The sequence below is a fragment of the Trinickia symbiotica genome (genome assembly GCF_002934455.1).
GTDB classification, from domain to species: Bacteria; Pseudomonadota; Gammaproteobacteria; order Burkholderiales; family Burkholderiaceae; genus Trinickia; species Trinickia symbiotica.
Genome location: NZ_PTIR01000020.1, coordinates 95869 through 108522 on the forward strand (window position 1 = coordinate 95869; position 12654 = coordinate 108522).

The 12654-nt window shown below is 63.8% G+C and carries 10 protein-coding genes; 9 read left to right on the top strand and 1 reads right to left on the bottom strand.

Translation table 11 applies throughout. The annotated features are described in order from the left end of the window. Positions 1 to 22: 22 nt before the first annotated feature. The 5 genes from surE (at position 23) to B0G57_RS24355 (ending at position 5619) form a co-directional block, all read left to right on the top strand. Positions 23 to 808, top strand: a complete 786-nt coding sequence (gene surE, locus B0G57_RS24335; RefSeq protein WP_018440652.1) for a 5'/3'-nucleotidase SurE — start codon at positions 23 to 25, stop codon at positions 806 to 808. 197 nt (positions 809 to 1005) lie between these two features. Then, complete coding sequence (locus tag B0G57_RS24340; RefSeq protein ID WP_018440651.1) at positions 1006 to 1200, top strand: hypothetical protein; 195 nt, start codon at positions 1006 to 1008, stop codon at positions 1198 to 1200. A 478-nt stretch (positions 1201 to 1678) separates the two neighbouring features. Continuing rightward, a complete protein-coding gene (locus B0G57_RS24345; RefSeq protein ID WP_018440650.1) occupies positions 1679 to 2947 on the top strand; it encodes an MFS transporter in 1269 nt (422 codons plus the stop codon). 118 nt (positions 2948 to 3065) lie between these two features. Next, the gene (locus B0G57_RS24350; RefSeq protein ID WP_018440649.1) at positions 3066 to 3998 is read left to right on the top strand and encodes a LysR family transcriptional regulator; all 933 of its coding nucleotides are present in this window, start codon (positions 3066 to 3068) and stop codon (positions 3996 to 3998) included. 88 nt (positions 3999 to 4086) lie between these two features. Further along, on the top strand, positions 4087 to 5619 hold the full coding sequence (locus tag B0G57_RS24355; RefSeq protein WP_018440648.1) for an amidase: 1533 nt from the start codon (positions 4087 to 4089) through the stop codon (positions 5617 to 5619). 58 nt (positions 5620 to 5677) lie between these two features. Here B0G57_RS24355 and B0G57_RS24360 read toward each other — a convergent pair whose 3' ends face one another. Then, complete coding sequence (locus B0G57_RS24360; RefSeq protein WP_018440647.1) at positions 5678 to 6727, bottom strand: LacI family DNA-binding transcriptional regulator; 1050 nt, start codon at positions 6725 to 6727, stop codon at positions 5678 to 5680. 312 nt (positions 6728 to 7039) lie between these two features. Between B0G57_RS24360 and B0G57_RS24365 the strand changes: the two genes are divergently transcribed. The 4 genes from B0G57_RS24365 (at position 7040) to B0G57_RS24380 (ending at position 12639) form a co-directional block, all read left to right on the top strand. After that, complete coding sequence (locus B0G57_RS24365; protein ID WP_018440646.1) at positions 7040 to 8239, top strand: ABC transporter ATP-binding protein; 1200 nt, start codon at positions 7040 to 7042, stop codon at positions 8237 to 8239. Positions 8240 to 8247: 8 nt separating this feature from the next. After that, the gene (locus B0G57_RS24370; RefSeq protein ID WP_018440645.1) at positions 8248 to 10230 is read left to right on the top strand and encodes a beta-galactosidase; all 1983 of its coding nucleotides are present in this window, start codon (positions 8248 to 8250) and stop codon (positions 10228 to 10230) included. 109 nt (positions 10231 to 10339) lie between these two features. Continuing rightward, complete coding sequence (locus B0G57_RS24375; protein ID WP_026229663.1) at positions 10340 to 11611, top strand: ABC transporter substrate-binding protein; 1272 nt, start codon at positions 10340 to 10342, stop codon at positions 11609 to 11611. Between the two features lie 125 nt (positions 11612 to 11736). Next, positions 11737 to 12639, top strand: coding sequence for a carbohydrate ABC transporter permease (locus B0G57_RS24380; RefSeq protein ID WP_051090028.1), 903 nt, complete (start codon positions 11737 to 11739; stop codon positions 12637 to 12639). Positions 12640 to 12654: the final 15 nt, after the last annotated feature.

The window sequence follows — 12654 nt, forward strand, 5'->3', positions numbered from 1 at the left end:
CTCATCGCCAAGGAATTCTTCGATGTCGTCCACCTCTTCGAAACTGCCCCGCGTACTGCTCACGAACGACGATGGAATCGATGCCCCCGGTCTTGCCGCACTTGAGGCGGTCGCGGCCGAGCTCGCGGACGAGGTCTGGGTCGTGGCGCCCGAGCACGATCAGAGCGGCACATCGCATTCGATCAGCCTGCATTCGCCGTTGCGCGTCAGTCGGCAAGGCGACCGCCGGTTCGGCGTTGCGGGCACGCCCGGCGATTGTGTCGTGATGGCCGTGCGTCATCTGATGGTGGACTCTCCGCCGACGCTCGTGCTTTCCGGCATCAACCGCGGCGGCAATCTCGGTGTCGAGACGATGTTTTCCGGGACGGTCGGCGCCGCGATGACGGGTCTTTTGCTCGGACTTCCTTCGATCGCGTTGAGCCAGACTTTTACCGATAGCAAGACGGTACGGTGGGATACGGCACGCGCGCTTGCGCCCGGCGTCATTCGTCGGTTGCTCGATGTCTCCCACGCGGAGCCCGTTTGCCTCAATGTGAACTTCCCCGATGTCGATGCGGCCGCGGCGGGGCCGTTGTCGGTCACGCGTCAAGGCCCCGGGCTCGTGCAAGGTATCAATGTGCTGCCGAACGTCGATCCTCGCGGCATCGACTATTTCTGGATGCGATTTCAGCGTGGCCCCCGTGAGAACGGACCGGATACGGAGACGGCGGTCGTGGCCGCGGGCGGTATCTCCGTCACGCCGCTCGCATTCGAGCGTACGGACGAGCGCGCGTTCACGGTGCTTGCCGACGCGTTGCGGACTGACTGATTGAACGGCGAGCGGCGCGGGCGCCTCGCGGTAACCCGGCGCGTACCGGCTTGGCGCCGCACCGCCGGAAGCGGTTCTCAACAAAGCGGCGAGGCGGCAGCTCGCCTAGGGATTTGTCTAAGGGTAAACAACTAGGTATAAACCCTAGATCGTGCTATGATTGGCGCTCGTATAGGTAAGCCAGTCGTCACGTCCCGATGAAAACCTTCGAAAAAATTGCCTTCTCGCTCGTCACGATGTTCGGTCTGATGTGCTTTGCTGTCGTCGTCTACGGCAGCAGCCCCGATGCGCGCGATGCGGTTCATGAAGTAATCCACGCCAGCGAGAATTGGCCAGCTTCCTCTTGCTCGATGAGCCCCACCGACCCGTGCACGATGTATTGGCTCAACTGAGTCGGCTTGTCGCTTCTCCGCCATTGCTGTTGGCTACTGCTTCGGGCGCGAATCGCCCGGGGTTCGCCCGCTCGCCTCGTCTGTCCCGTCGTGCGACAACCATAGGGTGCGGCGCCCAATGAGGCGCCGCGCGCTTTTACACGCGCCTGCGGTAATCGCCTAGGTCTTCTCTTCGAGATTCGCGCCGAATCGCGGCCACGGTTTTGAAGGCCAGCGACTCCTCCGTACTTTCCCGCCTTCTGTCAAGAAGTGAACGGCCCGCGTAGCGGCGCCGTCGTCAACGCCGTCACCATGTCCCGCGATCGGTGCCGACTTCTGCTTCGCCCATGAGTTTCCGAGAACGAAGCATTCGGAAATTGTCACTTGTTCGCGCCTTTATGGCTTCTTAGGATCGGTTGGACCAGTCGCGATGTAGCGCGCCGCCGATCACAGAGCTCGCTTGCATCGATTTCCCTCGGACTTTTCGGGTCTCTTCGACATGATCGATGCAAACACGGGTCGTCGCGCGCGTCTTTGGGTATTCGTGCTGCTCTATGCGGGGTTCTGCATCTCGTATATCGACCGGGCGGCCATTTCGATTTCGCTCGTTCATATCGGAAGGGACTTTCATCTGAGTCCCGCGGCGCTCGGTGTCGTGTTGAGCGCGTTCTACCTGAGCTATGCCGCGATGCAGATTCCCGGGGGATGGATCGCCGATCGCTGGGGCAGCAAAAGCGTTATCGTCGCCTCGATCGCATTCTGGTCGCTCTTTACGCTATTGACGGGGTTCGCCTGGTCCCTCGTCTCGCTGATCGTCATTCGCTTCGTTTTCGGACTGGGCGAGGGCGGATATCCGTCCGCATCCGTCAAAGGCATCGCCGAGATTTATCCGCGCGCGGACCGACCCAAATTGGCGGCGCTGCTGGTCTCGTCCAATTACGTCGGCAGCTTCATCGCGCCGCTCGTCGTGGCGCCGCTCGTTCTCGCATTGGGGTGGCGGCATGCGTTCGCGGCGATTGGCATCGCGGGCATCGTATTCGCGCTTGTCTATCTGATTTTCGTGAAGGGGACGGGGCGGACGCGCGCAAGCGCGAGTGCGGGCGATTTGGCCGCCTCGATGGCGGCTACCGGCACCGCACGGCGAGAAGCGGCGACGACCCGCGCGTTGCTGAAGATGCCGCTGATGTGGAAGATCCTGACGGTCTGGTTCGGAATGGGAATCGTCAACAAGGGCCTCGACGCATGGATGCCTGCGTATCTGCTGACCGTGCGTCATCTCGACTTGAAGGCCGTCGGAATGCTGACGCCGTTGCCGTTCGTCGCCGCGAGCATTTCGACGGCGCTCGGAGGATGGGTGATGACCCGTTTCTTCGACGGCAAGGAAAAGCTTTTGGCGATGGGCTGCTGTGCGGTGACAGGCTTCTTTCTCTACAAGATGTATACGGCTCAGTCGGTCGCGGGAGTCATTGCGTTCCAGTCGATCGTCTATTTCTTCAAGTCGGTCGTGCTGGCTATCGTGATGGCGCTGCCGACGAAGATCCTGCCGCAGCGGCTCGTCGGAACAGGAATAGGGATGGTCAACTTCGGCGGGCAGCTGGCCGGATTCGTCGCGCCGCTCGTGATGGGGTTGCTCGTTTCGCTCTACCACAGCTTCGATGCGGCATTCGCATTCCTGATAGCCGCGACTGTCGTCGCTACGTTGGTCAGCCTCTCCATCCAGACCAGCAAGATACGCGACGTGCACGCAGCAACTGCGCAGGAGGCCTGACGCTCCACTCGCGCTCCGCGCGCGCTACGCTCCCTTGCATGCGCGAATCGCCGGCGTTTCTTTGGCCGCGTACGATGAGGCTATGATGTGTGCATTCTCATCGACGCGATGATTGCCTATGAGCGCCCGAATCCTGCAGGAGGCCGCGGTTCGCTATTTCCTCGAAGTCGTCAACACGGGGTCGATCAGCGATGCGGCGAATCGCCTGCACGTCGTGCCTTCGGCCGTCAGCCGTCAGATCAGCCGGCTCGAAAGCGAGCTGAACGTGACGCTCTTCGAGCGGCAATCGCGCGGCATGGTACCGAGCAAGGCGGGCGAACTGCTGGCTGCCTACGCGCGCCGTTCGCTGCTCGACGCGGAGCAAGTGACGATCGAGATCGAAGCGCTGCGCGACGACGCTGAGCATGCGATTCGGGTCGCCTGCACCGAGGGATTCGTGGGAGGCTTTCTGCCGCGAGCGATGAGCGATTTTCGGCGCGCCGAGCCGGCTGCCCGCTTCGAGCTCGTCGTCGATTCGGCGAGCGGTGTCACGCGGCGAGTGCGCGAGGCCGATGTCGACGTCGGTCTCACGTTCAGCTTCGGCCCGGCCGCCGACATTCACGTCGCTCATGCACTGCCGTCCCCGATCCTCGCGGTCGTCGCCGCCGGGCATCCGCTCGCAGCGGCGCAATCGGTGTCGTTTCGCGAACTGCTCACCTATCCGCTCGCGATTCCGGGACCGAACTCGACGTTGCGCAAGCTGATCGACATCTACTGCAGCCGGGAAGGGACCACCTATAAGAGCGTGCTCAGCAGCGAGACGCTCGAGGCGCTGCTTCGCTTCACGCTGGCCAGCAATGCGATCACGTTCTGCGGCGAGCTCGTCATTCGCGACCGGCTGGCGTCCGGGCAGCTGATCGCCGTGCGCGTCCCCGAGCTCGCTGTCAGCGATAGGACGGTCGAGGTGCAGACGCTGGCGCGGCGGCAAATACCTCCGTTGTTGCAAGCGTTCATCGATTTGCTCGGCCGTGAGCTGATTGGCGATCGGGCCGGCGCGGTTGTCCAAAAGTAACGGCTCCCTTCGCGAATCGTCACTGGTTCATCCGTGGCGGTTCCGATACATTCGGAGAGATCTTTCTGTCGCGAGGAATACGTAGAAGATGTCCGATACGAACGAATTGCTCGGTGCGAGCGCGGTCGCGCTCAGCTCGATGCTCGATACGCGCCGCATTTCGGCTGTCGAACTGCTCGAGGCCTGCATCGAGCGTATCGAGGCGCTGAACCCCAAGATCAACGCGTTTACGGCGACCTGCTATGCGCGCGCACGCCGCGAGGCCGCCGCCGCGGATGCCGCTTTCGGCAGAGGCGAGCGCAAGGGTCTGTTGCAGGGGTTGCCGATCGGCATCAAGGATCTCGAAGAAACCGAAGGACTCCTCACGACCTACGGATCGCCGCTATTTCGCGATAACGTACCTTCGATGGACAACGTTTTCGTCAGGCGGCTGCGCGAAGCCGGGGCAATCGTGGTCGGCAAGACCAACGTGCCGGAAATGGGCGCTGGAGCGAACACGTTCAATCCCGTGTGGGGCGCGACGGGCAATCCGTTCGACCCGCGCCTCAATGCCGGCGGCTCGTCGGGCGGCTCGGCGGCCGCATTGGCTGTCGATATGGTGCCGATCGCGAGCGGATCCGATACGGGCGGCTCGCTGCGCATCCCGGCGGCCAAGTGCGGCGTGGTCGGCTTGAGGACATCGCCGGGGTTGGTGCCGAGCGAACGAAAGCCGCTCGGGTGGACGCCGCTCGCGGTGGTGGGGCCGATGGCGCGCAATGTCGAGGACGCGTGGCTGCAATTGGCCGCCACCGCCGGCATGTCGGGCACGGATCCATTGAGCTATCCGCTTCCGATCCCGCAAGCTGGGCGAGAGGGCGCATTGCCGTGCGCGGATCTCTCGCGGTTGCGCGTCGGCTATACGGAAGACTTCGGTGTTTGCGAAGTCGACGATGCCATTCGAGAAGTATTCCGCGCGAAGGTGCGTGCGCTCAGCACTCACTTCGCGCTGTGCGAGCCCGTCGATTTCGATCTGGCGGATGCCCACCGCACGTTCGATGTGCTGCGCGCGGAGGCATTCGTCGCGGGCCTGCGGGAAGCCTACGAGCGCGATCCGGATTCTCTCGGCCCTAATCCGCGCGCGAACTACGAGATGGGCGCGAGCCTGTCGTTAGGCGATTGCGTCTGGGCTCATGCGGCGCAGACACGCTTGTTCCGGCAATTCCAGCGGCTTTTCGACCGCTACGATCTGATCTTGTCGCCGACGACGCCCGTCTCACCGTTTCCTTGGGCGCAGCCTCATGCGAAGGCGATCAATGGCGTCACGCTCGACAACTATTACCGGTGGCTCGCCCTGACGTATGTCGTGACGCTCGTCACGAACCCCGCGTTGTCGCTGCCGTGCGGCCCTGATCATGCGGGCATGCCGTTCGGCTTGCAGGTCGTCGGGCGTTTTCGCGGCGATTTCGAGCTGTTGAGCGCCGCGCGCGCATTGGAGGCGGTCTGCGATGCATCGCCTGTCACGCGCCGCCCCAAACCCGATATCGCCCGGCTCCTGCGCTCGGATGTCGATTTGCGGACGCTCGTCACGCATCCGCCGGGGCAGGGTGGTGCTGCCGGCACGAAGGCTGCCGCCGCCGTTTGATCGGACGGAGTTGATCGAGACGACCGGCCGTTCTCCGCTCCGGTCGTGGGCGGCTCCATCACCTGCTGCGTGAAGGGCGCCTCGCGCTTCGCGGCGGCGCCGTCGAGGCGCGCACGACGAGCCGCGGCGGCGAGGTTTCGTAGAGGACCGGCGCCATGTCGGATGGCCGTGTGCCGGTCGCGATCAGTTCCCGCAGCAGCGTGACGGCGAGCTTGGCCGCCTCGGCTGTCGGTACTGCGACCGTCGTCAACGCGGGACGCGACTCGCGGGCGAGCTGAATGTCGGTGATGCCGGTGACCGACAGATCGCCGGGTACCGCGAGCCCGAGATCGGCGGCGGCGTGAATGGCCCCGAGCGCGGGCAGATCGTTCGTCGCGAAGAGCGCCGTGATCTCGGGGTTGGCGCTCAGAAGTTCATGCGCGGCCGCATAGCCGCCCTGGACGGTGTCGGGCGCATGCCGGACATGCTCCGCGTGGACCGTCAGGTGAGCCGCCTTCATCGCCGCGACGAACCCTTCATAGCGCGGCGTGTGAATTCCCGAGACCTTGCTGCCGACGATCGCGCCGATCCGGCGATGGCCGAGCTCGATCAGGTGCGAGGCGGCCAGCCGGCCCGCCAGCGCAAAATCGACCGCGACGCTCGGCAGCCCCGGCGGGTCGTTCGGCTTCTCCCACATGCAGAGCACGACGGGGGCGCCGCGCGCCTCGGTCAGATGCAAATCGGCGAAGTCGAGGTTCGCGTTCATCACGAGCACGCCTTCCGAGAGCGTGCCCGCGATCTGATCGAGATAGGCGCGGCCCATCAGCGGATCTTCGTTCGTATTGCAGATGATGACGAAGTGACCGCTCGCGCGTGCGGCGCGCTCGACGGCAAGCGCGAACTCCGGGTAAAACGGATTGGCGATGCTCGAAACCATCAAGGCGAGCGTCGGTGCGCGCCCTTCGGCCAGCGCGCGCGCCGCCAGGTGCGGGCGGTAGCCGAGCGCGTCGATGGCATCGAGCACGCGCTGGCGAGTCTCGGCGCCGACGCGTCCGCGACTGCGCAGGACGTTCGATACGGTGGCGGGCGTCACGCCGGCGTGACGAGCGACTTCGTTGATGGTGGTCATTTCAGTGCGAGGGTGCCGAGGGCGACGGCAGCGAATGACGGGTGCGTGGGGATTGTTTCATTATTTGGGACGCCTAACCAAAATTTGCAGATTGCCCGAACTATCGGCACCATGCGGACACAGACGAACGAACGATATCGGAGACAGCTTTGCAGGGCAGGGGCTTGGGCAGGCGCGAACGGCGCACGGTCCGCTCAGCGGCTTGCAGAGCACACCACAGGCACGATCTCTCGCCCAGAGATCGATTTTAAGCACCTGTTGGTTAAGCGCTTAATCTCCGACTTCGACCGATTAAATCACGGAGTCGATGCAATGGCGAGCATTTCGTTGAAGGGCGTGAGCAAAGCGTACGGCGAGGCCGCTCCGGTCGTGCGGAACGTCGACCTGGAGATTGGCGCCAACGAGTTCTGCGTGTTTCTCGGCCCATCCGGTTGCGGCAAATCCACACTGCTGCGAATGATTGCCGGCTTGGAGGACCTGACGGAAGGGGAGGTGGCGATCGGCTCGCGCGTGGTCAACGACGTGCCGGCCGCCGAGCGTGGCGTCGCGATGGTGTTTCAAAGCTACGCGCTCTTTCCGCATATGACGGTCTTCGAGAACATGGCGTTCGGGCTCAAGCTCGCGAAGACACCGAAGGCCGAAATCGACCGGCGCGTGCGCGAAGCCGCGCGCGTCCTCCAGCTCGAAACCCTGCTCGACAGGCGGCCGAAGGCGCTCTCGGGTGGGCAGCGCCAGCGCGTCGCGATCGGGCGGGCGATCGTGCGCGAGCCCGGCGTGTTTCTTTTCGACGAGCCGCTCTCGAATCTCGATGCGACGTTGCGTGGGCAGACGCGCGTCGAAATCGCACGGCTTCACCGGCAGTTCGCGAAGGCGAGCGTCGTCTATGTGACGCACGACCAGATCGAGGCGATGACGCTCGCCGACAAAATCGTTCTTCTCCATACGGGCAACGATACCCAACGATACGGCAGCATCGCGCAGATCGGCGCGCCGCTCGAGCTCTATCATCGGCCCGCGAGCCGGTTCGTTGCCGGTTTCATCGGCTCGCCCAGAATGAACTTCCTGCCGGCGACGATCGAGTCGGCCGATTCGACGGGCGTCACAGTCACGCTCGTGCGCACGAGCGAGCGTGTGCGCCTCCCGCTCGATGGCAGCGCGTTGGAGAGCGGTCAGCCAGTGACACTCGGCGTGCGGCCCGAACACCTACGGCTCGGCGATGCTATCGACGATAAGGAGTCCTTATCATCGACGACCGGGCAAGCAGCGGGTAGCCGCGATTCGCTGCGCCTGACTCGGCCGATCGCGCTCGTCGAACGGCTTGGCGAGCAGAGCTACGTGCATCTCGATCAGCCCGACGGCGCGGTCCTGATCGCGAAGGTCGCCGGCAACGCGCTCGTTGCGCGTGGCGAGCGCGCGTCGTTCACGGCCGATGCGTCGGCTTGCCATCTTTTCACCGAGGACGGCTTTGCGGTCAGGCCGCTTCATCCCCAACGATCCGAACACTACGCTTGAGGACAACGATGCATCTCGGAGTCTGTTACTACCCGGAACATTGGCCGCAGTCGATGTGGGAAGACGACGCCCGGCGCATGAAGGCGCTCGGCATCGCGCGCGTGCGCATCGCGGAGTTTGCCTGGAGCAGGATCGAGCCGTCGCCGGGTGAATTCGATTGGGCCTGGCTCGATCGCGCCGTCGATACGCTCGGTCGCGCCGGCCTCGAGATCGTCATGTGCACGCCGACGGCGACGCCGCCGAAATGGCTCATCGACAAGCATCCCGACATCCTGCCCGTCGGCGCCGATGGGCGTCCGCGCGTCTTCGGCTCGCGCCGCCATTACGATTTCTCGTCGCCGTCCTACTTCGAAGCCGCGCGTCGCATCTGCACGGCTGTCGCCGCGCGCTACGGACGGCATCCGGCCGTGGCCTTCTGGCAGACGGATAACGAATACGGCTGCCATCAAACCGTCGTCAGTTACTCCTCCGCGGCCGTCGCTCGGTTTCGCGATTGGCTGCGCGCGCGGTATGGTTCGATCGACGCGCTCAATCGTGCCTGGGGAACCGTGTTCTGGAGCATGGAGTATCGCGACTTCGACGAAATCGACGCGCCGGTTGCGACCGTCACCGAAGCGCATCCGTCGCATCGGCTCGACTACCGTCGTTTCGCTTCGGACGAGCTCGCGCGTTTCAACCGCATGCAGGTCGAGATCATCCGCGAGCATTCGCCGGGCCGGCCCGTCGCGCACAACTTCATGCAGCTTTTCACCGAGTTCGACCATTACAAGGTGGCGGCCGATCTCGACATCGCGGCGTGGGACAGCTATCCGCTCGGCGCGCTCGAGGAGCTCTGGTTCGATCCGGCCGTGAAGTCGCGCTGGTTGCGCACGGGGCATCCCGATTTCGCTTCGTTCAATCACGATGTCTATCGCGGCATGTCGAAGCTGCCGTTCTGGGTCATGGAGCAGCAGCCAGGCCCCGTCAACTGGGCGCATTGGAATCCGTCGCCGCTGCCGGGCATGGTGCGGCTATGGAGCTGGGAGGCATTCGCGCATGGCGCCGGTTGCGTGTCGTATTTCCGTTGGCGTCAGGCGCCGTTTGCGCAAGAGCAGATGCATGCGGGGCTCAATACACCCGACAACCGGCTCGATATCGGCGGCACGGAGGCGAGCCGCGTCGCTGACGAGGTCAAGGCGTTGCTCGAGGCACAGAAAGGTGCGACGGCCGACGTGCGCGGCCAAGCCGCGCTCGTCTATGACTACACGGCCAAGTGGCTCTTCGAAGTCCATCCGCAAGGCGCCGATTTCCACTACCCGCGCTTCGCGTTCGAGTACTACTCGGCCCTGCGATCGCTCGGCCTCGATGTCGATATCGTATCGGCGGACGCGCCGCTCGACGGCTATCGGATGATCGTCGTGCCGCCGTTGCCGATCGTCCCGCCTGACTTCGCCGCGCGGCTCGCGCGCTCCGGCGCGCAGATCGTCATCGGGCCGCGAACCGGCTCGAAGACCGTCGATCTGCAGATTCCGCCGAATCTGCCGCCCGGTGTGCTCGCGGACGCTTTGTCGTTGCGCGTATGGCGCGTCGAATCATTGCGGCCGAACGTGACGCCGGCCGTTCGCGAGAAGGATGCGGGTGAGGACTCGCGCATCGGTCAGAGTCGGCATTGGCGCGATCTCGTCGAGCTTGCCGACGGTGCACGGCACGACGTGCGCGCCGTCTTCGAGGATGATCACCCGGCCTACGTTCGGTGCGGCGCGTTTCATTACTTCGCGAGCGTTTTCGACGAGGCATTGACGACGCGCTGGTTCTCGGAGATCGCGGCCGCGGCGGGACTGTCAGTCACGCCGCTCGCGGATGGCGTACGCGTGAGCCGCCGTGGCGGACTCACCTACGTTTTCAATTATGGCGACCGTCCTCATTCGATCGAAGGCGTCGATGCGTCGGCGTTCGTACTGGGCACGGGCGAGGTCGAGCCGCGCGGTGTGTCGATCTACCGAACTGCATGAGGTTGACGGACGTCGGACGCGCCGACGTCCGAAATCGAGGAAGTCGTAAAAGGTCGCGAGAGACCGCATGTGGCCGCAAAGCGAGGCCAACAACATCAAAGGAGACAGCATGAAGCATTCTTCAAACCGCTCGCGTTTGGGCCGCACCGCCATTGCGGCCGCCCTGGTCGCGGCCGCGACCGCCGGGTCCTGGTACGCGAACGATGCGCACGCCGGCGAGCTCGATATCAACATTGCCTACAAGGGGGCGAGCCAGCGCGCGGTCTGGCAGAAGGTGCTCGACGAGTTCAAGGCGGCGCATCCCGATATCGACGTGAAAGTCGCGTTCGTCGAGGAAGAGGCCTACAAGGTGCAGCTCCCGTCGTGGCTCACGACTGTATCGCCCGATATCGTCAACTGGCATGACGGCGAGCGGATGGCCTATTACGCGAAGCGCGGCCTCTTCGACGACCTGAGCGGCCAGTGGAACAAGGACGGCTGGGACGGCATGTATGCGTCGACGAAGGAAGCGTCCTCGTATAAGGGCAAGCAGTACGCGGCGCCCACCTTCTACTATTCGTGGGGCCTCTTCTATCGAAAGGACTTGTTCCAGAAGGCCGGCATTGCTTCGGAGCCCAAAACGTGGCCCGAGTTTCTCGACGCTTGCAAGAAGCTGAAAGCGGCGGGCATTACGCCGATCGCAGTGGCGGGGCGCGATGCATGGACGCTCGCCGGCTGGTTCGACTATCTCGACTTGCGGCTGAACGGCAACGCGTTTCACCAAAAGCTGATGGCGGGCGAAGTGCCCTACACCGACCCGCGCGTGAAGAAGGTCTATACGACGTGGAAGCAGCTGCTCGACGATCACGACTTCATCGACAATTCGCTCTCGTACGATCTCGATTCCGCACAGCCGTTCCTGTTCCAGGGCAAGGCGGCGATGATGCTGATGGGCACGTTCATCAGCGCGGGGTTCCCGGCCGACGTGAAGCCGAAAATGGGCTACTTCCAGTTCCCGATCATCGATCCCAACGTGCCGACGGCTGAAGACGGTCCGGTCGAATCGCTGCACATCCCGGCGCATGCGAAGCACAAGGCCGAGGCGCAGGCGTTCCTCGCCTTTACGGAGACGCCGAAGATCAGTGCGGAGCTGGCTTACGGGATGGGCTCGCTTCCGGCGAACAGCCAGTCCACCGAGCCTGAAGACCCGATTTCGAAGGTCGGCTTCCAGATCCTCTCGAACACGAAGGGCGGGATCGCGCAGTTCTATGATCGCGATATGACGAAGGAGATGGCGGACGAGGGCATGAAGGGCATGCAGCAGTTCGTCGCCGATCCGACGAAGCTCGATGACGTCCTGGCGCAACTCGAGCAGGCACGCAAGCGGATCTACAAGAAGTAGGCTTATGCATCGCGGCGGCCTTGCGCCGCCGCCGTCAGCAGGAGAAGGTCGTGTCGCACTCGGTTACTCGTCGAAGCATCCCTGCCGCACCCGACGGCGCGGACTATTCCGCGCCGGCTGAACGCATGCCTGTGCGATCTCGCGCGGTGCGCCTGCACGGAAAGCCCGGCTTGTCGCCGACTGCCCGACGGCAGCGGCGCGCGGCCTGGCTGTTTCTCGCGCCGGCCTGCCTGATGTTCGGCGTCTATGTCATCTGGCCCATCGTCTCGACGCTGTCGCTGAGCTTTTTCAACTGGGACGGCATGACCGACAAGACCTTCGTCGGTCTCGCGAACTATATCGAACTCTTTCAGGCGCCGACGTTCTACACGGCGCTCAAGAACAATCTGATCTGGCTCGCGCTGTTTCTGCTCGCTCCGCCCGCGGGGCTTGCCGTCGCCCTCTATCTCAACCAGAGCGTCGCGGGCATTCGCCTCGTGAAGTCGCTCTTCTTTGCGCCGTTCGTGCTCTCAGGTGTCGTCGTCGGGCTGGTCTTTTCGTGGTTTTACGATCCGACTTTCGGCCTGCTCGCGCTGTTGCTCCGTCACGGCATACCGGTGCTCGGCGACGCGCGGTACGCGACGTTTGGCATCATCGCGGCCGCGCTTTGGGCGCAGACGGCCTATTGCATGATTCTTTACCTGACCGGCTTGACCGGGCTCAACAGCGAACAGCTCGAAGCGGCGCGAATGGAAGGTGCGCGCGGATGGGCGATGCTCTGGCAAGTCGTATTGCCGCAGTTGAGGCCGGCGACGTTCATGGCGATCGTCGTGACGGTCATCGGCGCGCTGCGCAGTTTCGATCTGATCTCCGTGATGACGGGCGGCGGGCCGTTCGAAAGCTCCACGGTGCTCGCTTATTACATGTACGACCAGGCGATCAAATACTACCGGCTTGGCTATTCGGCCGCGATTGCCGTTGTCCTCTTTGCGATTACGTTGCTCTACATCGTCTATCACCTGCGGCGCATGCTGCGGGACGAACAGTGAGACAACGGGAACGCC